The 26,621-nt window shown below is 69.9% G+C and carries 19 protein-coding genes and 3 pseudogenes; 12 read left to right on the top strand and 10 right to left on the bottom strand.

Annotated elements, in window-relative coordinates; translation table 11 throughout:
- Positions 1–146: 146 nt before the first annotated feature.
- Entirely contained in the window at positions 147–1,211 is a 1,065-nt protein-coding gene (locus tag EDD90_RS50970; RefSeq protein WP_123980077.1) for a helix-turn-helix transcriptional regulator, read from the bottom strand.
- Between the two features lie 472 nt (positions 1,212–1,683).
- Here EDD90_RS50970 and EDD90_RS50965 point away from each other — a divergent pair, with 472 nt between their 5' ends.
- The 3 genes and pseudogenes from EDD90_RS50965 to EDD90_RS58755 all read left to right on the top strand — a co-directional run.
- Positions 1,684–5,547, top strand: coding sequence for a S8 family peptidase (locus EDD90_RS50965; protein ID WP_123980075.1), 3,864 nt, complete (start codon positions 1,684–1,686; stop codon positions 5,545–5,547).
- Positions 5,548–5,697: 150 nt separating this feature from the next.
- The gene (locus tag EDD90_RS50960; protein ID WP_123980073.1) at positions 5,698–6,699 is read left to right on the top strand and encodes a LuxR family transcriptional regulator; all 1,002 of its coding nucleotides are present in this window, start codon (positions 5,698–5,700) and stop codon (positions 6,697–6,699) included.
- 221 nt (positions 6,700–6,920) lie between these two features.
- Positions 6,921–8,306 (top strand): annotated as a pseudogene (locus EDD90_RS58755) (LuxR family transcriptional regulator); the annotation flags it as partial.
- A 158-nt stretch (positions 8,307–8,464) separates the two neighbouring features.
- Here the strand turns inward: EDD90_RS58755 and EDD90_RS50950 are convergent.
- From EDD90_RS50950 to EDD90_RS50930, 6 genes and pseudogenes are all read right to left on the bottom strand, one after another.
- On the bottom strand, positions 8,465–9,034 hold the full coding sequence (locus tag EDD90_RS50950; protein ID WP_123980071.1) for a TetR/AcrR family transcriptional regulator: 570 nt from the start codon (positions 9,032–9,034) through the stop codon (positions 8,465–8,467).
- 201 nt (positions 9,035–9,235) lie between these two features.
- Positions 9,236–9,796: pseudogene (locus EDD90_RS50945) on the bottom strand (DUF3533 domain-containing protein); the annotation flags it as partial.
- Complete coding sequence (locus EDD90_RS56080) at positions 9,766–9,909, bottom strand: hypothetical protein (protein WP_185149521.1); 144 nt, start codon at positions 9,907–9,909, stop codon at positions 9,766–9,768. The pseudogene EDD90_RS50945 and the gene EDD90_RS56080, both read right to left, overlap by 31 nt.
- The gene (locus tag EDD90_RS50940) at positions 9,909–11,030 is read right to left on the bottom strand and encodes a 4Fe-4S binding protein (RefSeq protein WP_185149520.1); all 1,122 of its coding nucleotides are present in this window, start codon (positions 11,028–11,030) and stop codon (positions 9,909–9,911) included. The genes EDD90_RS56080 and EDD90_RS50940 overlap by 1 nt, the downstream gene beginning before the upstream one ends.
- A 420-nt stretch (positions 11,031–11,450) precedes the next feature.
- Complete coding sequence (locus tag EDD90_RS50935; protein ID WP_123980069.1) at positions 11,451–12,020, bottom strand: TetR/AcrR family transcriptional regulator; 570 nt, start codon at positions 12,018–12,020, stop codon at positions 11,451–11,453.
- A 356-nt stretch (positions 12,021–12,376) separates the two neighbouring features.
- Positions 12,377–13,876, bottom strand: coding sequence for an MFS transporter (locus tag EDD90_RS50930; protein ID WP_123982494.1), 1,500 nt, complete (start codon positions 13,874–13,876; stop codon positions 12,377–12,379).
- A gap of 647 nt (positions 13,877–14,523) precedes the next feature.
- Here EDD90_RS50930 and EDD90_RS50925 point away from each other — a divergent pair.
- The 4 genes from EDD90_RS50925 to EDD90_RS50910 all read left to right on the top strand — a co-directional run bounded on the left by EDD90_RS50925 (position 14,524) and on the right by EDD90_RS50910 (position 17,082).
- On the top strand, positions 14,524–15,225 hold the full coding sequence (locus tag EDD90_RS50925) for an SDR family oxidoreductase (RefSeq protein ID WP_123980067.1): 702 nt from the start codon (positions 14,524–14,526) through the stop codon (positions 15,223–15,225).
- Positions 15,226–15,244: 19 nt separating this feature from the next.
- Positions 15,245–16,123 (top strand): alpha/beta fold hydrolase, encoded by an 879-nt coding sequence (locus EDD90_RS50920; RefSeq protein ID WP_123980065.1) that lies wholly within the window; start codon positions 15,245–15,247, stop codon positions 16,121–16,123.
- Between the two features lie 158 nt (positions 16,124–16,281).
- Positions 16,282–16,599, top strand: coding sequence for a hypothetical protein (locus EDD90_RS58125; RefSeq protein ID WP_260328597.1), 318 nt, complete (start codon positions 16,282–16,284; stop codon positions 16,597–16,599).
- A 111-nt stretch (positions 16,600–16,710) separates the two neighbouring features.
- A complete protein-coding gene (locus EDD90_RS50910) occupies positions 16,711–17,082 on the top strand; it encodes a DUF1330 domain-containing protein (protein WP_221305163.1) in 372 nt (123 codons plus the stop codon).
- A 269-nt stretch (positions 17,083–17,351) separates the two neighbouring features.
- Here the strand turns inward: EDD90_RS50910 and EDD90_RS59280 are convergent, their stop codons facing one another.
- Entirely contained in the window at positions 17,352–17,648 is a 297-nt protein-coding gene (locus tag EDD90_RS59280; RefSeq protein WP_123980063.1) for a transposase, read from the bottom strand.
- A gap of 832 nt (positions 17,649–18,480) precedes the next feature.
- Positions 18,481–18,638, bottom strand: a pseudogene (locus EDD90_RS58750) (alpha/beta hydrolase); the annotation flags it as partial.
- A gap of 74 nt (positions 18,639–18,712) precedes the next feature.
- On the opposite strand from EDD90_RS58750, the gene EDD90_RS50895 reads away from it, so the two are divergent.
- The 5 genes from EDD90_RS50895 to EDD90_RS50865 all read left to right on the top strand — a co-directional run bounded on the left by EDD90_RS50895 (position 18,713) and on the right by EDD90_RS50865 (position 25,493).
- Complete coding sequence (locus tag EDD90_RS50895; protein WP_185149519.1) at positions 18,713–20,458, top strand: CocE/NonD family hydrolase; 1,746 nt, start codon at positions 18,713–18,715, stop codon at positions 20,456–20,458.
- Positions 20,455–22,098 carry an AMP-binding protein gene (locus EDD90_RS50890; protein WP_123980061.1) on the top strand — a complete coding sequence of 548 codons (1,644 nt, stop codon included), beginning with the start codon at positions 20,455–20,457 and terminating at the stop codon, positions 22,096–22,098. The genes EDD90_RS50895 and EDD90_RS50890 overlap by 4 nt, the downstream gene beginning before the upstream one ends.
- Complete coding sequence (locus EDD90_RS50885; protein ID WP_123980060.1) at positions 22,095–22,883, top strand: enoyl-CoA hydratase/isomerase family protein; 789 nt, start codon at positions 22,095–22,097, stop codon at positions 22,881–22,883. Before EDD90_RS50890 ends, EDD90_RS50885 begins: the two co-directional genes overlap by 4 nt.
- On the top strand, positions 22,880–23,638 hold the full coding sequence (locus EDD90_RS50880; RefSeq protein ID WP_123980058.1) for an SDR family NAD(P)-dependent oxidoreductase: 759 nt from the start codon (positions 22,880–22,882) through the stop codon (positions 23,636–23,638). Before EDD90_RS50885 ends, EDD90_RS50880 begins: the two co-directional genes overlap by 4 nt.
- Before the next feature lie 1,216 nt (positions 23,639–24,854).
- Positions 24,855–25,493, top strand: a complete 639-nt coding sequence (locus tag EDD90_RS50865) for a TetR/AcrR family transcriptional regulator (protein ID WP_123980056.1) — start codon at positions 24,855–24,857, stop codon at positions 25,491–25,493.
- A gap of 339 nt (positions 25,494–25,832) precedes the next feature.
- Here the strand turns inward: EDD90_RS50865 and EDD90_RS50855 are convergent, their stop codons facing one another.
- Positions 25,833–26,552 (bottom strand): IS6 family transposase, encoded by a 720-nt coding sequence (locus EDD90_RS50855; protein ID WP_123980040.1) that lies wholly within the window; start codon positions 26,550–26,552, stop codon positions 25,833–25,835.
- Positions 26,553–26,621: the final 69 nt, after the last annotated feature.

Here is a 26,621-nt window from a genome sequence, read left to right as displayed (position 1 = left end):
GGGTACGGCACCGTGCGCGGTCATGCCGGGCCGCGTAACCGCCCCCGCGGCAGACTGTGCGAAGCCTTCCGCCGGGACACCCGGCAACCACCTTGCGGGCCCGCGCTTTCCTGACTAGAACCCCTGGATCGCCGCACTCCTGCGTATCACCGACCGACCACGGCATCGCCCAAGCCCTGGCTCTCCCCCAGCCACCCCCGTTCGGCCGCCAGCAAGGCGATCTGGAAGCGGGTGCGGGCGCCGAGCCGTGTGCCCGCGTCGCTGACATGTTTCTGAACGGTGCGGCGGCTCACCTTGAGTACGCGGGCGATCGTGTCGTCCTTCATGCCCGCGGCCATCAGGTGCAGGATCTCCCGGGTACGCGGGTCGGGTGACCCCGTCGCCCCGGTGTCCGTCAGCGGCGTGCCGTGGTGGCCGCAGGCCGGCGGCAGCGCATCGGTCCGGCTGGAGAGGGACATGGGTTCGGCATCTCGCCACACACTCTCGAACAAGTCCGCCAGCGCCTCGACGAGCGCGGGCGAGTGAACCACCAGTGAGCCGGCGGACGGACGGTCCCCCCGCACCGGCAGCAGGGCCGCGGTGCGGTCGAACACCACGAGTTTCACCGGCAGCCGTGGCGCCAGCCGAAGTTCCCCGCCCTGCCCGGTGCCGCGCACCGCCGTGGCCAGGGACACCTCGTCGGAGAAGCCTTCGGTCTCGTACACGGAACGCATCCGCACCCCGTCCGCCACCCCTGATGCCTCCGCGGCCGCCCCGAAACTGGTGACGTAGGGCGGTTTCGCCAGGTGCAGCACTTCGGTCGCACATCCCTTGAGCAGCTGGGCGTAGCGCGCCGATACCTCGTCCTCGCGCTCCAACAGCTCCACCAGGTGGGCCGAGCGCGGTCCGGACACCGTCTCGTACATCTCGTGCAAACGCTCCACGAGCCCTTCGGTGCGCGCCAGTTCAGCCCGCCGACGGGCCAGCAGGGCGCTCAGGGAGGTGCGTGGAGGGCCGGCCGCCCAGCGTGGCGCGGCAGCGTCGGTGCGCAGGGCGAGCGAGGCGTCGGCGAGGTCGCGCAGAGCCCGCGCCGCCTCCGCCGTGGACACTCCGACCGCTGCCGCGACTTCGTCCGCGTCAGCCGAGGGCACGGTCACCAGGTGCTCCAGAACGTGACCGGTCAGCGGGTCCAGACCGGCTCCGGACCATGGGCTGTCCGCGGGTGCGTCCATGGGGTTTGCCACTCCTGTGTGCTGCAAGACCGGGCGAACCCGAGCCCGACCGACGGGGTACCGGCTTGATGCTACGTCGATCCCGGCGGGCCCGGCGGCCGAGGTACCGGCAGGGCGAGAGCTGCCACGCCCACTACTGGTCCCGTGTTCTGTGCGTGCCGGACCCCCAGCGGCGTTGTCGTCGGTCGCCGACGTCCCCCAGCCTTCGGCCGGGACGTGCCCCCACCGCGTCGACTCCCTCCTCCGCCTTGCAGCTGCACGCACCACGCCCCGCTCGGGTCAGCCGGCAAGGCACCGTGAGTCAGGCCGGCCTGATCCAAACGACAGCCCCTGACGGGGGCCACGGCCGCACCCCGTGGCGCCGTTGGGACATGTCGCAGGTGTGACACCAGAGGCCAGTGACATGCTCACCGCCACAGCAGATTCTGTCGGACAGCGCGTGACTCCCAGCTGTACGAGAGGTGCTTGGCTGATGGCATGGATCCGCCTGACGGCGGCGATATCGACAGGGTTGCTGCTGGCCGCCGGAGGCGTACCGGCCGCCTCCGCCCGGACGCCCCAGGACACCGCGGCGCGACCCGCCGACGGCCAGGGCGCGCCGCCCGTGACCGTACGCCTGGTGACCGGCGACCGCGTGACGGTGACGCCGGGAGCCGACGGCCGCCGCGCCGCCTCGGTCGAGCCGGGACCCGGCCGTGAGGGCATCGTCTTCCGCACGTACCAGGAGGACGGCGGCGACCTGACGGTGCTGCCGTCGGACGCCGCGGACCTGGTCTCCGCCGGGACGCTGGACCGGCGTCTGTTCGACGTCTCCACCCTGATCGCCCAGGGCTACGACGAGGCCGGCACCTCCGCGCTGCCGCTGATCGTCTCCGCCTCCCCGCGCGGCGGTGTGGCCCGGACGACCGCGAAGAGCGAGAAGGCCGCGGCCGCCGTCGCGGACCGGGTCGCCGCGTTCAACGAGGCATCGACCCCGGTGCGGACCCTCGCGAGTATCGGCGCGCGGTCGCTGCGCGTCGCGGACGACGACCTGGGCGCCTTCTGGAAGGCCTTGAACCCGGGCGACGCCGAGGGCACCGCCCGCGCCGCCGCGACCCCGCGGGTGTGGCTGGACGGCCGGGTCGCGCCGGTGCTGGACCGCAGCACCGCGCAGATCAACGCGCCGGCGGCGTGGAAGGCCGGGTACGAGGGCCAGGGCGTGAAGGTGGCCGTGCTGGACACCGGCGTGGACGCCGCCCACCCCGATCTGGTGGGCCGGATCGCGGAGTCGAAGGACTTCTCGGGCAGCGGGAACACCATGGACCACTTCGGGCACGGCACGCACGTGGCGTCGATCGTCGGCGGTACGGGCGCTGCGTCCTCCGGTTCCCGCAAGGGTGTGGCGCCGAAGGCGGAGCTGCTGATCGGCAAGGTGCTCGGCGACGACGGCTACGGTTCGGAGTCGCAGGTCATCGACGGCATGGAGTGGGCGGCCGCCGAGCACGCCAAGGTCGTCAACATGAGCCTCGGCTCCGACGAGCCGACCGACGGCACCGATCCGATGAGCCAGGCCCTCAACACGCTGTCCGCCTCTGGCGACACCCTCTTCGTCGTCGCGGCGGGCAACGCGGGCCAGAGCGGGGACTCCACGATCGGTTCGCCCGGTGCGGCCGACGCCGCGCTGACGGTGGGCGCCGTGGACCGCGACGACTCCCTCGCCTCCTTCTCCAGCCGCGGTCCGCGCCTCGGCGACAAGGCCGTCAAGCCCGACGTGACCGCCCCCGGCGTCGGCATCGTCGCCGCGCGCGCGTCCGGCACCACCATGGGCGACCCGGTCGACGCGAACTACACGGCGGCGTCCGGCACCTCGATGGCGACCCCGCACGTGGCGGGTGCCGTCGCGCTGATCGCGCAGCAGCACCCCGGCTGGACCGGCCAGCAGTTGAAGGACGCGCTGATCAGCACCGCGCACACCGTGCCGGGCACGAAGGTGACCGAGCAGGGCGGCGGCCGGATCGACGTGGCCGCGGCCATGGGCGCGGTCACGGCCACCGGCAGCGTGCTGCTGCCCGCCGTCCAGGTGGGCGGCGACAAGCAGCAGTCGGCGGCCCTGCACTACACCAACACCGGTGACAAGGCAGTGGACCTGAAGCTGAGCGTGGCCCTGGCCAACTCCGACGGCGTGGCCCTGACGGCCGGTGTCGTCGCGCCCGGCGCGAGCACCGTCCACCTCGCCCCCGGTGCCTCCGCCGACGTGCCGCTGAGCACCGACCCGAAGGACGCCAAGCGCGGCGCCTACTACGGCTACGCCACCGCGACCGGCGCGGACGGCAGCGTCCTCGCCCACACCACGCTCTCCCTGGTCGTGCACGCGCCGCTGCACCGGCTCACCGTGATCGCCCGCGACCGCGCGGGCAAGGTGCTGCCGGGCTGGCTGCCGACGATCTGGGGCCAGGACGGCTTCGTCTCGTACACCAGCGCCGACCCGGCGGTCGCCGTCGTCGAGGAGGGCACCTACCAGGTCGACTTCAGCACTCTGGACAACGCCTCGGACGGCCAGGAACTGGTCGAGGTGATCAACCCGCAGGTGAAGGTCGCCAAGGACACCACGGTGACGCTGGACGCCTCCAAGGTCACCCAGGTGCAGATCCGCACGCCCGAGCCCGCCGAGCAGCGGGGGATCCTCAGCTACCAGACGTACCGGCGCATCGAGGGACACGGCCTGATCCAGGGCGTGATGTTCTTCGACGTCGCCAAGCGCATCTACGTCAGCCCGACCGCGCAGGTCACCGACGGCACTTTCGAGTTCGCCTCGCGCTGGCAGATGGTGGCCCCGCAGTTGCGGGCGAAGGTGTCCGGCACCTCGGCGCCCTTCGTCCCGTACTACCTGCCGACCTCTCCGGTCTTCGACGACAAGGGCGTCCGGCTGACCGCGGTGGACGCCGGAGCGGGCACCGCCGCGGACCTCAAGGCCGCCCATGTGCGCGGGAAGCTCGCTGTCGTCCGCTACGACTTCGGCAACGACGCCGAGCTGGCGAAGGCCGCCGCGGACGCCGGGGCCAAGGCGCTGATGCTCGTCATGCCCGAGGGCTTCTTCCCCTGGACGCGCTGGCAGCCGGAGGGCGACCGCCTCGCGCTGCCGATCATGCGCGCCGGCGCGACGGAGGGCACCGACCTGCTGAAGCGTGCCGGTGAGCGCACCACCACGGTGGACTTCTCCGGCACGGTGAAGAGCCCCTACCTGTACGACGTCATGCAGGTGTCCCAGCAGCGTGTTCCCGAGAAGCTGGTGTACACGGTCAGCGAACGCAACAGCGCGGTGGTGAAGGCCTCCTACACCCGCACCGGCGCCTCGGCCTGGGGGAGCGAGCAGCGTTTCGGCTGGCGCCCCTACCAGGAGTTCGCCTGGAACCAGTACACCCGTGACGTGCCGGTGGGACAGCAGCGCACCGAGTACGTGACGGCCGGTGACACGTTGTGGAGCCACACCGTGCACCACGACACCGTCATGGACCGCGACCTCGAGCTGGGCGTCGGCATGCAGGACGCCGCCCGCACCTACCGGCCCGGACAGCACGCCGCGGAGAAGTGGTTCGCGGGGCCGGTGCGCCCGTCGATCCCGCACGGTGTGACGGGCTGGCCCGGCTCGGTGCGCAACGGCGACACCTTGTCCCTGCACATCCCGGAGTTCACCGACTCCCAGTCCGGCCACTGGTCGTTCGCGGAGGCGAGCTCGCTGGGTGGCGGTGTGGGCACCGGTGCCGCGGTGTCCGCGGTGGGCGACCCGAGCGACGTGGCCCACGCCGAGGTGTACCGCAACGGCCGGCTCGTGGCGCAGTCCGGCACCGGGGCCTGGGGCGGATTCGAGGTGCCCGCGGGCAAGGCCGGCTACCGGCTGGACCTCACCACCGCCCGTACCTCCGCCGACTGGCAGTTCGGCACCGGTACCCGGACGTCCTGGACGTTCACCTCGGACACCGCGGCGACGGCCACGCTGTTGCCGCTGCTCCAGGTCGACTACAGCGCGCCGGTGGACCTCCGCAACGCGGTGGGTCCGGGCCGGTCGCACACGCTGGGTCTGAACGTACGGATGCCGGACGGCCTGGCCCCCCCGCGCGGGGTCACGCTCAAGGTCGAGGCGTCGTACGACGACGGCCGTACCTGGCACACCGCGCACACCGCCCGCACCGGGCGGCACGGCGGCACGCGGTTCACCGCCGCGGTCGAACGGCCGTCGGGCGTGCGCGGGGACGCGTACGTCAGCCTGCGGGTGACCGCGGTGGACGCCGCGGGCAACAGCGTGCGGCAGACCGTCGACCGCGCCTACCTGCACCACGGCCCCTCCTCGGGGCGGTGACGCCTGCCCTGCTGAGCGGCTGAACGGCGGCGGGTGCCCGGGCGGAAGCCCCGGCACCCGCCGTTTGCTTGCCCGGTGGTGGCTCGCGGTGCAAACTTCAACGGGCCGTTCCGCTTCTCGGGGCCGGCCGCGGCGAGGGAGGGGCACGGCATGCTGGAGGCGGCAGGTCTCACGGCGATCGAGGAGACGGTCTACCGGCTCCTGGTCGGGACCGCGACCGCGTCGGCCCAGGAGGTCGCCGACCGGACCGGGCTCCCGCGCGACTCCGCCGAGGCCGTCCTCGCGGCCCTGCGCGGCAAGGGTCTCGCCAGCCCCACCGACCGCGATCCGCTGCACTACGCCGCCGTACCGCCCGACGTGGCGCTGCTGCCGCGGTTGCAGCGCAACGCCGACGCGCTCGACAAGGCCCGTACCGCCGTCACCGACCTGCTCGACAGCTACCGCAGCACGCGCCGCAGGCACGACCCCGGCCAGCTCATCGAGGTCATCACCGGAGCGGAGGCGCTGCGCCAGCACCTGCGGCAGATGCAGGACAACGCGCGCCACGAGATGCTCTGGTTCTGCAAGGCGCAGTACGTGGCGATGCCCTCGGGCAGCAACCGCGCCGAGTACGACGCCCTCGCCCGCGGGGTGCGCTACCGCGTCCTGTACGAGCAGGCCTTCTTCGACGACGAGGGCGCCGTCGACAACGTCGTGGAAGGTGTGCGCGCCGGTGAGGTGGCCCGGTCGGTCCCGCACCTGCCGCTGCGCCTGGCCGTGGCCGACCGCGCCATCGCCATCTGCCCGCTGGTCCCCGGCGGGCCCCAGGGCAGTCCCCATGTGGCGACGGCCGCGCTGGTGCGGGGCAGCAGCCTGCTGGAGGCGCTCATCTCGCTCTTCGAGCGCTACTGGGAGACCGCGGTCCCGCTGAACGTCAGCGCCTCCGGCGAGGTGGAGGGCAGCGACGGGGTCGTCGACGCCGACCCGCTGACCGAGACCGACCGCCGGCTGCTCTCGCTGCTCGTGGCGGGTGTCGCCGACAAGGCCATCGCGAGTCAGATGGGGCTGAGCAGGCGCACCGTGCAGCGCCACATCCAGCACATGATGACGCTCGCCGGCGCCGACACGCGGATGCAGCTCGCCTGGCAGGCCGCTCGCCGCGGCTGGCTCTGAGTCCCGCCGCTCCCAGGCGAACTGACTGCTCGTCAGTTCTGTTGGGTCACCGTCCGGTGCAGGGCCGGCCGGGCGCGGGCGAGCCCGTACGGACCGGTCGCCGCGGCGGCCGGGCGGCGAGCCCTGAGTGGTCCGCCGTGGCCGACACCCTGGTTCGCGCCAGCCGGCTGAGCGCTGATCGCAGTGCACGGGAGAGCCGGTTGCTACGTGCGGTGGACGCCATGATCGGCGCCGGAGACGTGCCCCAAGCCGCCGAGTTGGAGAGTTTCGCGCCCGGCATCCTGCGTGACGCGGTCCTCGGCTACCTCGCCATCATGCGCGGTCGCCCCTCGGAGGCCGAGCGATTCCTCACCCAGGCATGGGACCGTTGCGATCCGCAGCAGCACCCCGATCCGATGGCCCGGATCTGTCAACGGTGCGTACTCCACGCTCTTGGCCGCTGGGACGCGCAGGACCTGGTCGCCTGGGCCCGGCGTGCCGTCGAACTGGCCGGACCAACCGATCCGTCCGCCATCGAGTCGGAAGCGGTACTCGGCATCGGCCTCGCCGCGCTCGGCCGCGCCGAGGAGGCGATCGCCGCCTACGAGACGTCCTCAGCGAAGCTGCCCGACGCCGCCCAGCCGCAGCGATTCCAGCTCGGCCGCGGTTGGGTGGACCTGACCCTGGACGCCCCGGAGTCCGCCCGCAGCAGACTCGAAGCGGTCGTTCCCACCGGCTACCGGATGGGCTCCACGCGCATCTCGCTATGGGCGCAGGGGTGGCTGGCGCGGACCCAGTTCACGCTCGGCGACTGGCCCGAGGCCCTGGAAACGATGCAGCGAGCCGCGATACGCCTCGCCGATTCCCAGATCGAGTTCGTCCGCCCGCTGGTGCACTGGACCGGGGCGCAGCTCAACGCGCTGCGCGGGAACTGGGAGGCCGCCGAGCACCATCTCGGCGAGGCGGCCGCGTCCTCCCACCACTACGAGGTCATGCTGGTCCCCTCCTGTCTGGCCCGCGCCCAGGTCGCCGAGGCGCGCGGCGACTACGAGCGCGTCCTGGAAGCCCTCGCCCCCGTGGTCCACCTGCCGGCGCGGGAGGGCATCGAGGAACCGGGTTTCTGGCCCTGGCCGGACATCTACGCCAACGCCCTCGTGATGACCGGTCGACTGGACGAGGCCGACGCCTTCCGCACCCCGCACGAGTCGCGCGCGGCGCTGCGCGGGCGCCACTCCGCCCAGGCACGGCTCGGCCTGGCCCGCCGCCGACTCACCGCCGCTCAGGCGACGTCGACACCGCACGCAAGGAGTTCGAGCAAGCCCTTGCCCACCTCGAACGCCTTCCACTCCCCTACGACCACGCCCGCGTCAACTTCGCCTACGGCCAGTCCCTCCGCCGCGCGGGAAAGCCACGGGAGGCCGACGCGGTCCTCCACAACGCGCGGGACGCGTACATGGCGCTCGGTGCCCGCACCTATGTCGAACGGTGCGACCGGGAACTCAAGGCGGGCGGCCTGCCCACCAGCCGAACCACCGCCAGACTGTCCCTCCTTACGCAAACAGGCGGTCGCGCAACAGGTGGCTTCGGGAACAAGTAACAAGCAGATCGCACTTGAGCTGTATATCTCGGTCAAGACGGTGCAATACCACCTGACTCACATCTACACAAAGCTAGGCATCCGCTCACCCAATGAACGAACACGTCGGCTTCTTTTTTGGAGGGCAGCGGCGCCATGTGATCTTTCGCGGAACTTGCCTCAGCCGTCCCTGCATCGTGCCGCCATCCGTCAGCGCACGCCCGCCGCGTCGAGCAGGGTGATCACCGTGGGCGCGATGAGCCCCGTCAGGGTGTCCGCGCCGATGCCCGCGCGGGCGCTGGCACCGTCGAAGACCAGGCTGAGCTGCCGGGCCAGCAGACCGGGATCGCTCGCCTCGCCCTGCTCGGCCTCGGCACGGAAGAAGCCTGTCAGGTTGTCCTTGACCCCATGGGCGACCCGGCTCGCGGGGTGGCTCTGGTCCTTGAGCTCGATCTGTGCGGCAAGGAAGGGGCAGCCGTAGAACTCGGGCGCGCGCGACTGTGATTCCACCTGCTCGAAGACGTGCAGGATCCGCTCCCTGGAGGAACGGTCGTCGTCCGCCGCGGGCAGGAGTGTTGCCACGTAGGCGGACGTGCGCCGCTCCAGACTCGCCGCGAGCAGTTCGTCCTTGCTCTGGAACAGCTGGTACATGGAGCGCTTCGATACTCCCGCCGCCTTGCACAGCGCCTCGACGCCGATGTTGACGCCGTCTCGGTAGGTGAGGGTGGCCGCCGCCTCCAGCAGCCGCTCCCTGGGGCTTTGTTTCACTTCGGTGGTCATACCGCGAGGTTAACCCAGAGAGAAGCAAATGAAAACCGATCGGTTTCCGGGGTGGTGTCCTCGCGGAAGCTCGGCGACAGCCTGGGGGAAAGACCGTCGCCGAGCCCTTGCGGTGTGCGTGCCTGTCGTCCCCGGCAGGGCGACACACCGGGGCCACTCCGAGTGATGGCCCGCCCTGGGGGATGCGGAGGGTGGCCTGCGCTACGCCGGAGCCGCCGCCTTCTCGGGCGTCGTGTCCACCGGGATACGGTGCAGCCCCTTGCGGTCGTACCACCCCAGTACGCCGAAGCCGAACAGCGCTGCCGCCACGAGGCCGGCTGCCATCATGACCCAGCCCCGGGTCAGTCCCGCGTCGCCCTGGGCGTCGTAGTAAAGGATCGAGCGGATGCCACCGGTGATCTGCCGCAGAGGCTCGAACTCCGCGAAGAAGCGGTAGAAGCCGGGCAGCGCCTGGATGGGGGTGGCGGCCCCGGCCATCGGCACCGCCATCCCGATGAAGACCAGCGCGACGACCAGCATGCCGGGCGTACCGAAGACCGCGAGAAGGGCGAGCGCCCCGATCCCGGAGACCGCGACGGCGCACACCGAGTACAGCCACAGCAACGGCAGGTGAGAGGCGTCCATACCCATGATGCAGACCGTCCCGACCATGACCAGGGCGCCCATCAGCAGGGACAGCCCGGCCATGAGGGTGCTGCTGATGGCGAGGGTCTGCACCCGGGTCGCCCGGATCAGCGGGCGGTGCAGGCGCAGTGGTCCCATGTGGTGCCGACGTAGAAAGCGGCGAACAGGAGCGCGAGTACGCCCTTGATGACGCCGTTGGCGATCCACACGGGGTTGGCGCGCAGGACGCGGAAGGGGTGAATGCCGATCATTACGTCCGTTGCTCTCGCTCGGGGGATGCCGAACGCTTAGCCGGAGGCTGCCAGCCGCCGGTGACTTCCTTGACGGGCTTGTGGGGGAAACGGCGCTGGGCGTACTCCTGCGCGTGGGAGCCCGGCAGGACGTAGAGCGTTTCCTTCTTCTCCTGGAGCGGGCGCAGCACGGTGTCCATGAACGATTTGCGGTCGTCCAGGTACGGGCCGAGGACGTCCTCGCCGGCGGGGCAGACCGCGAGGCAGTAGCCGGACTTGTAGCCGGGGGGCGAGGACAGGCTCTGCCACATGGAGGCGCTCTCGGAATCGGTGACCCGGGAACGGTAGTCGGCGGCGTCCTCGCTGTCGGCCACGGTCTGCGCCCAGTCGGTGAACCCGCTCATGAACTCGCGGTAGTTGTGCGTGGTGCAGGCCAGGGCGTCGAAGGCGCCGTCCTTGGCGATGGCGCCGACCGGGCAGGCCGCGACGCACAACTTGCAGTCGATACAAGGGTTGTAGTCCAGCGCCTGCCCGTACTCGCTCACCTCCGCGTTCACCAGCACGGTGACCAGCAGGACGAAGCTGCCGAACTTCGGGTGGATGACGTTGCGGTGCAGACCCATCACGCCGAGCCCGGCGGCCACCGCGACCGTCTTGTGCGCCACCACCCAGATCCGCTCCCTGGGGAAGCGGTCCATCTCCTGAGGGAAGCCGACGGACGGATTGAGCGCACGGTATCCGGCGTCCTGGAGCGCCTGGGTGACGCTGCGGGCGGCATGGTTGGCCTGCTCGTCGGTCTGGTGGAACTCCTGGTTGGCCACGCTGCGAGCCGGGGAGCGGCAGTTGTCGCGGTTCATCCGGACCGCCATCGCGATCAGGGTGCGGGTGCCGGGCAGCGCCGACTGCGCGTACTCGCGCTCGCCGGCCAGATCGGGGTGGTCCAGGCTTACCGCGGCCGCGTCGTCCGCGCCGGCCGCCAGGCACAGCTCGCGCAGCCAGGCCGCGTCGATCACCGGCGGTGGGCTCGCGGCCTCACCGGCCGCACGCCGAGCGAGGACGGCCTTCACCGACGGGTGCGCAGCCAGTTTGGCCGGAAGTCTGAGATCCACAGACTGTCCCTCGGCGTCGCGCCCGGCAGTCATCCGAACCTCCTTGTGAGCCCAGCGGTCAGGCTCGTCTTCACAGCGAGAAACCGATCAGTTTCACTACTGTAAACCGATCGGTTTCCGTGCGCAAGACCAAGCGGCGGGCCTCTTCTTCGACATGTCGGCCCACTTCCACACGGACGTCGACAACCGATCGCCTGGCGATCGGTGCCCAGCCCCACAAACCCTTCCGGGTCGGCTGGACGCCCGGGAGACCTTGCCCCTGCGGCCGGGCACGATGTCGACGAAACCACGGCCTTGATGGCTCACCGCACGCCCATCAACGCCCTTACGGCCGGGTCCCTCCGAGCGTCGGGAGGCAAGGGCGCGCCGCCATGGGATGCGCCCAGGTCGCCGGAGGCCGGCGGTCACCCGTGGAGCGCATCGCTCACCGAGACCTCTCGCCGACGTGATGCGTCAGCGCATGCCGGCCGCATCGAGCAGGGTGATCACCGTGGGAGCGACCAGCCCTGCCGGCGTGTCGGCTTTGATTCCCGCGCGGGCGCTGGCGCCGTCGAAGACCAGGATCAGCTGTCGGGCCAGCAGCTCCGGGTCGCGCGCGCCTCCCCGTTCGGCCTCGGCACGGAAGAAGCCTGTCAGGTTCTCCTTGACCTGGCGGGCCACCCGACTCGCAGGGTGACCCTGGTCCTTGAGCTCGATCTGCACAACCAGGTACCGGCAGCCCATGAAGTCGGGCGCAGCCGCATGTGCTGCCAACTGGTCGAAGACGTGCAGGATCCGCCGGCGGGGTGAACGGTTGTCGTCGGCCGGAGGCAGGAGCGTCGCCACATAGGCGGAGGCGCGTTGCTCCAGGCTTGCCGCCAGCAGTTCGTCCTTGCTCTCGAAAAGCTGGTACATGGAACGCTTCGACACCCCGGCCGCCTTGCACAGCGCGTCGACGCCGATGCCGACACCGTCTCGGTAGGTGAGCATGGCCGCCGCCTCCAGCAGCCGCTCTCGGGGACTTGACTTCGCCTCGGTGGTCATATTGCGAGGTTAGCTCGAATCCGGCCAACTGAAAACCGATCGGTTTACGGCGTTTGCCGGGGAGTGCTCTTCGACGCCGCCCACGCTCCTGGTGCGCCCCCAGCGAGGCCGACCGCGGCCGCCTTGACCAGCACACCCGCGAGCCTCGGAAATTCAGACCACACTGCGGATGCCCGGTACCAGCGATGGTCAGTTCACTGAGGACGGATCGCGCCCGTGGAAGTACGCGCGATCCCGGAGAAGCCCTGCCTTCCTTCGCCGACCTGCACCTCGAGAACACCAGTCAACGCGGGCGGCAGGGCATTTCTCCCTGTCCGCTCGTTGCGGTCCACCGCGCATCCGCGGTGGATTCAGACTCAGTGGGCGATCACCGGCTCGCCCTCCGACGGCGCCAGAGCCGCGTTCGGTATCAGGAACGCTGCGAGCACAGCACCGACCACGAAGAACCCGGCACCCCACGCCAAGGTGGCCGTGTAGCCCTCGACTCCGGCCTGCGCCACGGTCAGCGCGCCGGGCTTGCGCGAGGACAGGTAGTCGGTCGCGGCCGATGAGGCAACGGTGGTCAGCAGCGCCGTGCTGATCGAGCCGCCCACCTGCTGGCCGGTGTTGATCAGCGCCGAGGCGACGCCCGAATCCTCGTGATGAATGCCGGCGGTCGCGCCCTGGAACGCGGTGGTCATCACTCCACCGAGACCGAGCCCCAGCAGGATCAGACCGGGCATGATGTGGGCGGCGTAGGTGCTGTCCAGCCTGAGCTGGGTCAGCAGGGCCATACCGGATGCGGCGACCAGGAAGCCGGCGCTGACCACGATCTTCGGGCCGACCCTGGGCAGCAGCAGCGAAGGCGCCATGGTCGACGCGGCAACGATGCCGGCGACCATCGGCAGGAACGCCAGACCGGTCTTGATCGGCGAGTAGCCGATGCTGGCCTCCAGGTAGTAGGTCAGGAACAGGAAGATCGAAAACATCCCCATACCGATGACGAAAACCGCCAGGAACGAACCACCGCGGGTCCGGTCCAGCACCAGTCGCAGCGGCAGCAGCGGATGCGCGACCCTCGCCTCCAGCCAGACGAACACCGCGAGCAGCACCACGCCGACGACCATGGAGCCGAGGGTGACCGGATCGGTCCAACTGGTGGACTCGACGTGCGCGAACCCGTAGACGATGGCGAACAGCGCCGCGCTCACCACGACGGTGCCGGGAATGTCGAGTTTGGGCCGCTGAGTGACCGCAGGCTTGGCCAGCAGCAGCACCGCACCGACCAGCGCTACGGCCGCGAAGACGACGTTCACGTACATCACCCAGCGCCACGACGCCCATTCGGTGAGCATGCCGCCGAGCAGCAGCCCGATCGCGCCGCCCGCACCGGCCAGCGCACTGAAGATGCCGAACGCCTTCGGCCTCTCGGTCGGGTCGGTGAAGGTCACACTGAGCAGTGAGAGTGCCGCAGGCGCGAGCAGCGCGGCGAAGAGCCCTTGGGCCACACGTGCCGTGACGAGGACATCGAAGCTGGTGGCCGCACCCCCGAGGACCGATGCGCCCGCGAAACCGATCAGCCCGGTCACAAAGGTCGTACGTCGGCCGAACAGGTCACCGAGCCGGCCACCGAGCAGCAGCAGGCTGCCGAACGCCAGGGCGTAGCCGGTGATGATCCACTGCCGGCTGCCGTCGCTGAAACCGAGGTCATGTTGCGCCGCGGGCAGCGCGATGTTCACGACGGTCGCGTCGAGCGTGACCATGAGCTGCGCCGTGCCCAGCACGACAAGCACCCACCAGCGCACGGCATGTGAGCCGCGCCAGCCCGAGTCCGTTTTCCCCGAGGCGGGCGCCCCACGGTCGAAGGTGGCAGTCATCTTTTCCCTTTGTCGCTGGTCATAGGCCGAACACTGGTAGGAAACCGATCTGTTTCCACTTAGAAAAACAGATCGGTTTCCATGGCGCAAGTGGAGAGGTGGTCCCCGACCTGTGACCGACCCGACAATGCCGACACCCACACAGGCCGCCGATGCCGCCTCAACGCGCGACCAGGGATCGACCAACGCGACGACCGCTGAACCCGCCGACAAGTCGGTCCCGTTGGCGCCGACCGACCCCCGCGAGCGAGGCGCCGGTGACACGCGGACACCCCACCGGAGACTTCCACCGCCAACCGCTCCGGGGACCCACCCCTCCGACCACTCCCCCGCCCGCACACACAGCGCCCCCTCCAGCGCCGAGGGCGCCCCCCTGCCTCCCGCTCTGCTCCACCTCACCCCAGACGCCGTTCCGGAGTGGCTCTTCGACACCGTCGGGAAACTCGGCCTCAAACTCCAACTCAGCCCGACCGACGCCGACATCCACCAGGCCGGACACACGGGTGGAGAGCTCACCACCCTGGGGCGGAACGACGCCCTGAGGCCGCGACCCCACGCGACTGACTCCGTCGATGAGCTTGCGCCCGGAAACCGATCGGTTTACTGTGGTGGAAACCGATCGGTTTCTGATTCTTGTGGAGGCAGTCATGACTACTTTGAAGGGCGCCAACGTCTTCGTCACCGGCGGCAGCCGGGGCATCGGCAAGGCACTGGTGGAAGAGCTGTACGCGCGCGGCGCCGCCAAGGTGTACGCCACGGCCCGTGACCCGCGCAGCGTGACGCACCCCGACGCAGTGCCGGTGGCGCTGGAGGTCACCGACCCGGCCTCCGTGGCGGCGGCCGTGGCGCAGGCGCAGGATGTCACCGTGCTGATCAACAACGCGGGTGCGGCGGTAGGCGCGTCCTTCCTCGACTCCCCGGTCGACGACGTCCGCAGGGAGTTCGAGACCAACTTCTACGGCCCGCTGCTCCTCACCCGGGCCTTCGTGCCGGTGATCGAGCGCAACGGCGGCGGCCACATCCTCAACGTGCACTCCGTACTCTCCTGGCTGGCGCTCGGCGGCTCCTACAGCGCGTCCAAGGCCGCCCTGTGGTCGCAGTCCAATTCCCTGCGCCTGGAGCTGCAGCCGCGCGGCATCGCCGTCACCGGACTGCACGTCGGCTACGTCGACACGGACCTGGCGGCGGACGTCGACGCACCCAAGTCGAACCCTCGTGACGTCGCCGCCCTCGCCCTCGACGGGGTCGAGACGGGCGCGTACGAGGTGCTCGCCGACGACACCACGCGCCAGGTCAAAGCGGGCCTCGCCGGCGACCTGGCCGGCCTGTACCCCCAACTGGCCAAGTAGAACAGGGAGACACAGAGAGATGGCCAGTCAGGAATCACGTCCCACGATTCACATCGCGGGGACCACCAGTCACACCATCGCGCCGCGCGCAGGACACCACGGCAGCGAGGGAAGACTGCGCTACCTCAAGGCGGGCAGCGGTGCGCCTCTGGTCCTGCTGCACACCGTGCGCACCCAGGCCGAGCACTTCCGGCTCCTGATCCCGTTGATCGCGGACCGGTACACCGTGTACGCCCTCGATCTGCCGGGGATGGGCTACTCCGAGATCGTGCCCGGCGCCTCCTACGACGAGCCGGCCATGCGCACGGGCGTCGAGCGGCTCCTCACCGAACTCGACCTCTACGACGTGACGTTGGTCGGGGAGTCCATGGGGGCGGTGCTCGCCCTGACCGCCGCCGCCGATCTGCCGGAGCGGGTCCGGCGCGTCGTCGCGGTCAACACCTACGACTTCCGCGGCGGGATCGCCCGCTCCAGCCTCCTCGCCCGCGTGGTGGTCGGCGGTGTCCTCGCCCCGGGTGTGGGCCCGGTGATCGCCGGGGTGGAGCCCAAGCCCGCCCTCCGCAAGATCCTTCAGGGCGGCCTGGGCGACAGGAGCGCACTGCGCGAGGACTACGTGGACGAGCTGCTCCAGGTGGGCCGGCGCCCCGGCTACCCGACCGTCGCCCGGGGCGTGTACCAGAACCTGCCCAGCCTCATCGCCGCCCGCTCGCACTACCCCGAGGTCAAGGCCCCCGTCCACCTCGTCTACGGGGAGAACGACTGGTCCCGCCCCTCGGACCGCGAGGCCAACAAGAAGCTGCTGCCCGCCGCCGACTTCACACAGGTGCCGAAGGCCGGCCACTTCATCGCCCTGGAACGGCCCGACGTACTGGCCGACTTGCTGAACACGGTGGCGTAAGCGTCCCGAGACCGCCGTGGTCACCCCCTTTCGGAGGTGTCGCGTGGGTGAAGACCCGATCAACCATGTCTCGCGAAGGCGTCGTGGCAGGCAAAGAAGCAGCACATGACGGAGATCGAGACCGAGTTCGACGCACCCGCCACGATGCGTGACGCACAGTGCTGCGCGCCTATGACGGACTGTGGACGCGCGGCGGCGCGATCGAGCTCGGCATCGCCGCGCCGTTGACCCTCATGATGGGTGCCGACGCGCCGATGCGCCGGCACGGCGCCGACCCCGCCGCGCCCGGGGGCGGCCTCGGCAGGCTCGTGCATGATCTCGACGGCCTGGCCGACGGCGGCTACGGCGAGCTGCCCGGGGCGGCCGGTCGCCCGGGACGGGCGAGGTCCGGCGAGGCCGGTGGCCTACTCCTGGGAGCTGATGCTGCGGCCGCCGTCCCGAGCACTGGAAGCGCGTTCTTCACAGTCAGTCTCTGAGGCGGCGCAAATCGCGACCGACGTCAACAATGCCGGCGTCCTGCTGCTGGCGCCCCACGCCCGCCTGGAGCAGCAAACACCAGTTTCCCGACACCGAAGAGGGTATTGGCAGTGAGTGCAAATTCGCAGAAGAAGAAGTTTTACGCCCTGAATATGTTTGACGTGGTTGACGTGGAGAAGTACCTTGCGTATTTCAGCCGCCTTCCCGAAGTGGCCCCGCAGTATGGTGGTCGAATCGTGGCGTTTGGCCGTTTCCGAGGTAGCGTAGCCGGTGACCTCGCGCCACGGCAGGTTCTGTTTCTCGTTGAATGGGAGTCCGAAGAGGCGTTCAACAGCTTCCGGGATGATCCGGACTTGGCCGATTTGCATCCGCTGCGGGAGGACGGGACGGCGTCCTATATCTGGCAGACGTTCGATGGTTCCGATATGAGTGACCCCGCCAACGTCTCGCTCGACGATGTACTGGCGGTGCTCAAGCCTTAAAACCCGCATCGGATGCGCTTGAGAAGCGTGCGTGCGTAGATCGCGTCGTGGCGCTGGTCGGCCGTGCACAGGACGGCCAGCGGCAGTCCTCGGCCGTCGCAGTCGAGGCGAGTCTTGGTAGCCAGTCCGCCTCGGCATCGGCCGAGGGCGTGATCAGCCGGTTCGTCCTGCCGGCGGGTCCCCCTTTTCGGCCGGTGGCGGCGGCGTGCTGATGGGCGCGGACGATGGTGGAGTCGATCTGGACCAACCAGTCGATGTCTCCGGCTGTATCAGCCCGGGTCTGCATCTGCCGCAGGGCCGCCCGGTGAAGATGCCGTCGAGGTGCAGCGGCGGAAGCAGGTGCAGACCGTCGGCCACGGGTCGCAGCGTTCCGGCAGGTCACGCCAGGAGATCCCGGTTCGGATCTTGTAGACCATGCCGTTGATCACCAGGCGCTGCTCCACCCGTGGGCGACCAGCCGAGGCCCGCGGTATGAGCGGAGCGAGTAACTCCCACCCCTGCTCGGTGAGTTCATGACGGCGTACCTTCCACGGCTCCTGGACCTCGGCCGCGGTCCGCCCTCTCAACGCCGCCCTCGCGGGCGACGCGGAAAAAGCCTGCCGGCACCACTCACCGGCCGGCGCCCGACGGCGTGCTGTCCTTCACCAACCCACTGACCGTACGCGCGAACCTGACCGGCCTGGCCTAGCGTCCAGCTGCCGGGCCTCCTCGCGGAGCAGACCGACGACCAACTGCACACCGCGCACACGGCTGCGGCGGGCGCCGCCGGGGTCAGCTCACTCACCCAGCTCAGGACCGTGGGCAGGGGCCGCCCCTGCGCCCGCCGACTGGAAGCGCAGAACAAGCGGGTACCGGGGGGACATCGCCCCCTGGATATAGCTGCTGAGCATGATGAACGACCCGAACTTCGGCATGGACCGCCGACTGCGCGGTTTCGTCACCCACACCCTGGCGGCGTTCACGGCACTGCCTACCAAGTGACCAGGCGGGTCGCTTCGCGTAGAGCGCCGTCCTCCTTGGGGCCCCCGGCCTCGAGCAGGTTCCACCTCCCACCCGGTGTAGATCACCGCGGCCGCCATCACCAGCCCTGTTGAACATCAGGGTCAGGACCGTGCCGACCGGTCACCACCACAGCGCGTGGGCAATGAGGGGTACGGCTGTCCCGGGCAAGCTGGTCGAGCAGAGCCGCTACGACTGGTCGCGCGCGGCTTGTACGGGTACCGCGTCGGCTCGCTCGGCCCGCCAACGTCCGCTTCGACAAGGGCCGTTGGCTGTTGCTTCCCGGAATCCGGTCTGCCACCTCCTGGCCGGGCGCGCGCCCTTCCACCCCAGCGATCGCGCAGCCGACATCGCGGACTTCTTTCGGGTGCCCCTCCCCCTGGACTCTGGGCCGGGACCCTACTTGGCCAGGAACTCAAGCGGCGCCTTGTTCACCTCGGCGGCATGGATCCACAGCAGCCATGGGGTGCGCCGTCGATCTCCACGTAGTCGGCGGAGGGGAGGGCCTTGTGGTCTTCCAGCACGGTGCAGCGGGATGTCAGCCCTTCGTTCGGTAATTGACAAGGTACTTTCGTACCTCTTAACGTACCCACATCCTGGCAATGCCGCTGAGGCTCAACGAGGAGCACCGATGCAGCACCTGTACGAGATAGATGTCCGAGTTCCGATGCGTGACGGCGTGGCCCTGGCCGCCAACGTGTGGCATCCGGCCGAGGGGACGGCGCCGACGCTGCTCGTGCGCATGCCCTACGGCAAGGACGTGATGACCATCAACGGGTCGACCAACCCCGACCTTCTGGCATTGGTGGAGGCCGGTTACGCGGTGGTGGTGCAGGACTGCCGGGGCACCCACCGCTCGGAGGGCGAGTTCGTTCCGCATATGGCCGACCGGGCCGACGGTGAGGACACCGTCGCCTGGATCACCGAGCAGCCGTGGTCGGACGGCGCGGTGGGCATGTACGGGCCGTCCTACCTGGGGATGGTCCAGTGGGAGACCGCCGTGACCGGCGCCCCGGGCCTCAAGGCGATCGCTCCGGCCCTCACCTCGATCGACAATTACGAGGCGCCCTGGTACGGCCCGGGCGGTGCGCTGTCGCTGAGCCTGGTCACGGTGTGGAACGCCATGATGTACACCGCTGACGCCCAGCGGCCCCTGGCGGCCGGTGAGGACACCTTGTCCCAGCTGCAGGAGCTCGGTCAGGCTTTCCTGTTCCCGGAGTCGCTGAACGATGTGCTGCCGACGGCGGAGGTGCCCGTCCTGAAGGCGTACGGGAAGTGGTGGGACGACTGGATGGCGCACCCCTCTCACGACGGGTACTGGGACGCCATGGAGCTCACGCCCGAGCTCAAGAACGTCACCGTCCCGGCGCTGAACATCGGTGGCTGGTACGACCTCTACATCGGGCAGTCCGTGCGTACCTACACCACTGCCCGCCAGAGGGCGGGCAGTGCGCAGGCACGTGAGGGGCAGCGGCTGATCATCGGTCCGTGGGATCACATGTCCACCAGTGGCGTCTATCCCGACCGCTCCTTCGGCCCGCTGGCCAGTGGCCAGATGCTGGGCCTGACCGGCCTGCATGTGAAGTTCTTCGACCGCTGGCTGCGCGGCGACACCACCGCTCTCGACGACGTGGCGCCCGTGAAGATCTTTGTCATGGGCATCGACCAGTGGCGCGACGAGCAGGAGTGGCCGCTGCCCGACACGCGGTGGACCGACTTCCACCTCACCAGCGCCGGCCATGCCAACACCGCGGACGGTGACGGCGTGTTGACGACCGAGCCGCCTACCGGCGCCGGGCACGACACCTACCTCTACGACCCGCGCCGCCCGGTTCCCACGGCCGGCGGGGCGTCCATGCCGGTGACGCTGGAACTCTGCGGCCCGGTCGACCAGCGGACCGTCGCCGCCCGCGAGGACGTCCTGTGCTTCGCCACGCCCGTACTCGAGGAGGCCGTGGAGGTCACCGGTCCCGTCAGCCTGACCCTGTTCGTCTCTTCCTCGGCGGTGGACACCGACTTCACCGCCAAGCTCGTCGACGTCTTCCCCGACGGCAAGGCGATCAACCTGTGCGACGGGATCCTGCGCGCCCGCTACCGGGGCGGCCTCGCCACGGAGGAACTGATGGAGCCCGGCACGGTCTACGAGATCACCATCGACATGACCGCCACCTCCAATGTGTTCCTCCCCGGTCACCGCATCCGCGTGGACGTCTCCAGCAGCAACTTCCCCCGCTACGACCGCAACACCAACACCGGCGGCGTCATCGCCCTTGAGAGCGAGGAGCAGATGATCCCCGCGATCAACCACATCCACCACGGGCCGAACCACCCCAGCCGTCTCGTGCTGCCGATCATCGACCGCAAGGACCAGTCGTGAGCGCCGCCGACCGGGTCGCCGAACTCACCGCGACCTTCACGGCTCCGTCCCTGAATGTGGCCTGGCTGCTGTGTGACCGGCATCCCGCCGAGTGCGTCGCGTTCAGCGTCGTCGACGGCGACGGCAAGGCCGCGACGCTGACCTACGGAGAACTCGCCGCGGACTCCCACCGCTGTGCGCGGGCGCTCCAGGGACTCGGCGTCGGTCCGGGCGACAGGGTGGCGACCCTGATGGGCAAGAGCAGCGACCTGGTCACCGTCATCCTGGCGATCTGGCGGCTCGGCGCGGTCTACGTCCCGCTGTTCACCGCGTTCGCGCCCCAGGCCATCGCTCTGCGCCTGGAGGGCTCAGGGGCGCACGTCGTGGTCGTCGACCCGGACCAGCGCCACAAACTGGACCCGGGCCCCGACATGAACGACGATCCTCGGCGCCGCGTCCTCGTCACCGGAAACGGCGCGCGGCACGGCGACACGTCGCTGTCCGACCTCGTCGCGGCCGCGTCACCCGAGCCGGTGCCGTCCGTCACTACGAGCGGGGACGGACCGCTGGTGCACATGTTCACCTCCGGCACCACCGGCAAGCCCAAGGGCGTCATCCACCCCGTCTCCTACGTCGCCGGATGGCAGGTCTACCTGGAGTACGGCCTGGGCGTCACCCACGACAGCACCTACTGGTGCGCCGCCGACCCCGGCTGGGCCTACGGACTGTACTCCGCCATCGTCGCGCCGCTGGCCGCCGGCATCCCCAGCCTGCTGCTGTCCGGCGGGTTCTCCGCCGAGACGACCTGGCGCACCCTCGCCGACCACCAGGTCACCGACTTCACCGCCGCCCCCACCGTCTACCGGGGACTGCGCTCCTCGTCGGTGCCGGTGCCGCGGAGGCTGCGTCTGGAGCGGGCGTCCAGTGCGGGGGAGCCATTGACCCCCGAGGTCAACGAGTGGGCCGGCGCCGCGCTCGGCCTGGCCGTGCACGACCACTTCGGCCAGACAGAGGTCGGCATGCCCCTGGCCAACCACCACCATCCCGAACTCGCCCGTCCCCTCAAGCCGGGATCGATGGGCCGGCCGGTGCCCGGCTGGAGCCTCACCGTCCTGGCCGACGACAAGGACGAGCCCGCCGGTCCGGACGTGCTCGGCCGGGTCGCGATCGACGTCGCCGAAAGCCCGCTGATGACCTTCCGCGACTACCAGATCCCCGGGCAGAGCGCTTCCAAGTTCACGCCCGACGGCCGCTGGTACCTCACCGGTGACGCCGGACTGGTCGACGCCGATGGCGATTTCTTCTTCTCCTCCCGCGACGACGACGTCATCATCATGGCCGGTTACCGGATCGGGCCGTTCGAGATCGAGAGCGTGCTCGTCCAGCATCCCGCCGTCGCCGAGTGCAGTGTCATCGGCGCACCCGACGAGGTGCGCGGTGAGGTCATCGAGGCGTACGTCGTCCTCCGCGACGGCACCGACGGCTCGCCGGAACTGGCCGCCGAACTCCAGCAGTTGGTCAAGACCCGCTACGCCGCCCACGCCTACCCGCGCACCATCCACTTCATCGACGCCCTGCCCAAAACCCCCAGCGGCAAGACCCAGCGCTACCTGCTGCGCAAACGCCGACGCACCGAACTCGCCACCCCGGAGCCACGTTGACCGACACCGAACCTCTGCTCGTCGAGCAACGCGGCCCCGTCCGGTGGCTGTTGCTCAACCGCCCCGAGCGACGCAACGCCCTCGACATCACCCTCATCGAAGCCCTCGACAAGCAGATCACCAGCGCCGAGGCCGACCCCGGCACAGCGGTCGTCGCCGTGGCAGGCAACGGGCCGAGCTTCTGCGCCGGCGGTGACTTCCACCAGTTTCTGGAGCTGCACGAGCGGGGCGACAACCCGGTGGACTTCCTGACCGACGTGTCGGCCTGCTTCAGCCGTATCGCCGCCAGCCCCAAGCCATGGGTGGCCGTGCTGCACGGTCACGCCGTCGCCGGGGGTCTCGAACTCGCGCTGGCCTGCGATGTCGTCGTCGCCGCCGACACCACGCTCATCGGCGACGGCCACCTCCAGCGGCGCCTGGTACCGGCCGGCGGGTCCAGCGTCCGGCTTCCCGGTGCGGTCGGACGGGGCCTGTCCCGCTGGCTCCTGCTCACCGGCGAACTGCTGCCCGCGACCGCCTTCGCATACACCGGCTGGATCCGCGCGATCGTGCCCGAGGCCGATCTCGACGTCACCGCCACCCGCATCTGCGAGCAGTTGGCCGACCGTCACAACCCCGCTCAGCAACGGCTCAAGACGCTGCTGCACCGGATCGGCGGCATGGCCCCCGAGCAGGCCCTGCCCGAGGAGCTGGCCGTCTTCGCCGACAACTGGTCGGCGAGCGCGGTGGCCGACGCGCTGCGTGCTTTCCTCGCTCCCTCCCCCACGAAAGCGGGCAACCAGTGAAGCGCTACCACGGACGGGTCGTCGCCATTACTGGGGCCGCGCAGGGTCTCGGCCTCGCCATGGCGACCCGGTTCGCCGCCGAGGGCGCCACCGTCGCGCTCGCCGACGTCAACGAACAGGCCCTCACCCACGCCGCCGGAACCCTCACCGACGCCCACGACACGAAACACCGCACCGACGTGGTCGACGTGACGGACTCGGCCCAGGTCAACGCCTGGATCGACGGTGTCACCGACGCTCTGGGCCGCCTCGACGTGCTGGTCAACAACGCCGGCATCATCCGCGACAACCGCGTCGAGGACATCACCGACGACGACTGGCACGCCGTCATCGACGTCAGCCTCACCGGCGGCTTCCACTGCGCCCGCGCCGCGTTCGGACCCATGAAACGCCAGGGCTACGGACGCATCGTCAGCTTCTCCTCCATGTCATGGCGCGGGAACTTCGGCCAGACCAACTACGTGGCCGCCAAGGCCGGCATCGTCGGCATGACCCGCACCCTCGCACTCGAAGGCGCCCGCCACGGCATCACCGCCAACGCCATCGCCCCCGGCCTCATCGAAACCCCCATGCTCGCCTCCATGAACGGTCCCGCACGCGACAAACTCACCAACAAGATCCCCATGCGCCACACCGGCAGGCCCGAGGACATCGCCGAAGCCGCAGCATTCCTCGCCAGCGAAGCCGCCGGCTACATCACCGGCATCGTCCTCGACGTGGATGGCGGCATCTCCATCGGGTCCTCGATCCGGTAGCGGGCCGCTTCGACGGCACGCGGTGACCGTGGGCTCGCCGTCCGGAACCGCCACGGCCCAGGCGGCCATCTCGTCGAGGACCTCGCGCAGTCCTTCGCCGAGCGGAGTGAGCCGGTACTCGACCCGTGGCGGGATCTCCGCGTAGGAGATGCGGACAACGATGCCGTGCCTCTCGAACTGGCGCAGCCGGCTGGTCAGGGAATGCGGGCTATGCCGGGCAGGGCGTCACGCAGCTGGATGAAGCCGTGGGGCCCCCACGCAGGGCTCGCGCTCCCCTGTCGTCGCCGTTACCGCCGCGGGCATACCCGTGACCGCACTTACCCGCAACGCGGGCACTGCCGTGGACGATGCCCGCGTGCCGGCCGTCGACCACTCCTCCACCGTGGACCTGGCCGACGCCTACCGTGGCGCGGAGGGGGTGTGTCCACCTGCCGGTGGCATCGGAGGAGGACCGCATGGTCTTCGCGCAGTAACATCGTGGCCACCGTCGGCGAGGCCCGGCCAGCCAGCGTGGTGTTCTCCACCAGCAGCGGCCTCGTCAGCACCGACGGCGACAGCGGTCGGGATGGCTCGGAAGAGAGCGCTGTTTACGGTGCTTGCCGCCGGGCTGGCGGACAGCGGGGTCTCCCACGCCGTGATCAAGCCCCGAGTTCTACCCGGAGAACCTGCTGCTGCCGAACGTCATCACAGGCGTCCGCGAGGAAGACGTACTGCGCTACGCGCTGCCCAGCGGCTTCCGCGCCTCCTGGGCCTCACATTTCGACATCGCCGATACCAACACCGCGCTGTTCGAACGCGCCGACGTCACCGGTGTGGTCTCCGTCGGACAGTGCCCGGCGATCAGCGGCGAGAACCTGGCCGAGGCATTCAGCACCCGGCCCGGACGGACCGTGACCTACGAGGCGACCGACCCCCACGCCTTCATCACGCCGCTCGCACCCATGGCACTCAGCACGCAGCCGGACCACTCGATCACGGCCGAGCGCTCCCCCCAGAAGCTCCTCGGTGTGACTCCCCCGGGCAGCGAGCGAGTGGCTGGCCGGCATCGATCTCTGACGGGGATCGGCGGGCGGTCGGGACGCCATCGAGGAGACCGCCGACGCCGCTCTCCAGGGTACGTTGGGCGGCACTTTGGTACCTCTTCGAAAGGCCCGGCCTTCCGGCCGGGGCGACGACCCGCCACTTCCGGCGAAGACGCTCATGGGAGACTGCTGCGGTGACAGCCTCGACTGACTCGCGTGACCGACGACCGCGCCGCACCACTCGCAGGCGGGTGGTCGACACCCGCCGGCGGGAGGAACTGCTGCGTCAGGCCGAGGCGATCATCCTGGCCGAGGGCTTCACATCGGTGACCATGGATCAGCTCGCGCAACGGCTGGAGTGTTCCAAGGCGACGCTGTACAGCCTGGCCTCCACGAAGGAACAGCTGGTGCTGGCGGTCACCCGCGCCTTCTTCCGGGAGGCGACAGCCGAGATCGAGCAGGCCGTCCAGGCCGAGCCCGATCCCAGGCAGCGCATCCGGGTCTACCTCGCCGGCGTCGGCACGGCCATGCGCCGCCACTCCAACGCCTTCTACGACGACATGGTCGGCTACGAACCGACCGCGCAGATCTACCGCAAGAACTCCGCCGCTGCGGCGCACCGGGTCCACCAACTGATCGAGGAAGGCGTGCGGACCGGCGTCTTCCGCGCGCTCAACGGGCATTTCGCCGCCCAGGTCGTGGCGGTGACCATCGACGCGGTCCAGTCGGGGATGCTCCTGGAGAGCACCGGCCTGACCGCCGGGGATGCCTTCTCCGAGCTCGGGGACCTCCTGCTGGACGGGCTCAGCGCCGGGCAGGACGCACCCGGATAAGAAGAGGTGCGCCTCCCGGATCGTCTCCCACCGGGCGCCCGGTCCTCACCGGGACGGCGTCGGCAGGATTCACGCGGGACACCGCGCCGCTGTCGTGGTGGGCAGTGCGCGTGCACGGCGCAACTCACCGCCGGTGCCGGACAGTTCACCGGTTCCCTCGCTGCTTACGTGCCGCGGACGACAGCCGCCGGCGATCGGCAGACGTATCTGGTGTCCGGCCTTGACCTCATGCGCGCAGGAGTTCAGCCGCACACGTACGGACGGCGTTGTCACGTTGTTGGCTGTGTGACTGCCTGACGGTGCGTCGGGGCAGGGTGAGCTTGGGAGCCGGGCCTGTGCTCAGGCCGCGGTGGCGAGGCCGGCGACGCCGGTGATCTGGTCCCAGATGGCGAAGCGGATGGTCATCTCGGCTCGGTAGTCGTGGGCGGGCATCAGATGGCGGCGTGGCCGGAAGTGGGGCGAGATACCGCTGAACGCGGACAGGAACCGCTGGGCCCCGCCGATGCTGTGGAAGCCCTTCATTGCGCGTTCACGCTGCCTCGTGGGCTGGTGGCTGTTCTCCGCCCGGTTGTTCAGGCCCTTGTGCGAGCGGTGTTCCACCGAGGACATGACCTCGCGGTGGGCGGCGCCGTAGGAGCGGAGCTTGTCGGTGACGATCACCCGCGGCACCGCACCCGTCCTCTTCAACAGGCGGCGGAAGAAACGCCTGGCCGCGGCCTTGTCCCGGCGGTTCTGCACCAGAATGTCCAGCACCATCCCGTCCTGGTCGACGGCCCGCCACAGGTACTTCTGCTCACCGTTGATCTTGATGAAGACCTCGTCCAGGTGCCACTTGCCCCCAGGCCGAGGCTGCCGGCGGCGCAGCGCGTTGGCGTAGGCCGGCCCGAACTTGGCGCACCAGCGGCGCACCGTCTCGTAGGAAACGGTCACGCCGCGCTCGATCATCAACTCCTCGACCTCGCGGTAGGACAGCGGGAAGCGGTGATACAGCCACACACAGCGGGAGATGACCTCGACCAGGTACCGGTGCCCCTTGTACGACAGCGACACGGACCCCACAGACAACCCCCTCCAGCACGATCAACCAGAAGATCATCCCACCGGTCAGCCAACGTGACAGTGCCCGCA

It is taken from the genome of Streptomyces sp. Ag109_O5-1 (assembly GCF_003814875.1).
Classification (GTDB): Bacteria; Actinomycetota; Actinomycetes; order Streptomycetales; family Streptomycetaceae; genus Streptomyces; species Streptomyces sasae.
The sequence above is the reverse complement of the archived record's forward strand: the minus strand, read 5'-3'. Positions and strand labels throughout refer to the sequence as shown.

What these genes read in the sequence shown, in the direction of transcription:
- EDD90_RS50970 (WP_123980077.1), bottom strand. Translation starts at nt 1,211, where the DNA reads ATGGACGCACCCGCGGACAGCCCATGGTCCGGAGCCGGTCTGGACCCG.
- EDD90_RS50965 (WP_123980075.1), top strand. Translation starts at nt 1,684, where the DNA reads ATGGCATGGATCCGCCTGACGGCGGCGATATCGACAGGGTTGCTGCTG.
- EDD90_RS50960 (WP_123980073.1), top strand. Translation starts at nt 5,698, where the DNA reads ATGCTGGAGGCGGCAGGTCTCACGGCGATCGAGGAGACGGTCTACCGG.
- EDD90_RS50950 (WP_123980071.1), bottom strand. Translation starts at nt 9,034, where the DNA reads ATGACCACCGAAGTGAAACAAAGCCCCAGGGAGCGGCTGCTGGAGGCG.
- EDD90_RS56080 (WP_185149521.1), bottom strand. Translation starts at nt 9,909, where the DNA reads ATGATCGGCATTCACCCCTTCCGCGTCCTGCGCGCCAACCCCGTGTGG.
- EDD90_RS50940 (WP_185149520.1), bottom strand. Translation starts at nt 11,030, where the DNA reads ATGACTGCCGGGCGCGACGCCGAGGGACAGTCTGTGGATCTCAGACTT.
- EDD90_RS50935 (WP_123980069.1), bottom strand. Translation starts at nt 12,020, where the DNA reads ATGACCACCGAGGCGAAGTCAAGTCCCCGAGAGCGGCTGCTGGAGGCG.
- EDD90_RS50930 (WP_123982494.1), bottom strand. Translation starts at nt 13,876, where the DNA reads ATGACTGCCACCTTCGACCGTGGGGCGCCCGCCTCGGGGAAAACGGAC.
- EDD90_RS50925 (WP_123980067.1), top strand. Translation starts at nt 14,524, where the DNA reads ATGACTACTTTGAAGGGCGCCAACGTCTTCGTCACCGGCGGCAGCCGG.
- EDD90_RS50920 (WP_123980065.1), top strand. Translation starts at nt 15,245, where the DNA reads ATGGCCAGTCAGGAATCACGTCCCACGATTCACATCGCGGGGACCACC.
- EDD90_RS50895 (WP_185149519.1), top strand. Translation starts at nt 18,713, where the DNA reads ATGCAGCACCTGTACGAGATAGATGTCCGAGTTCCGATGCGTGACGGC.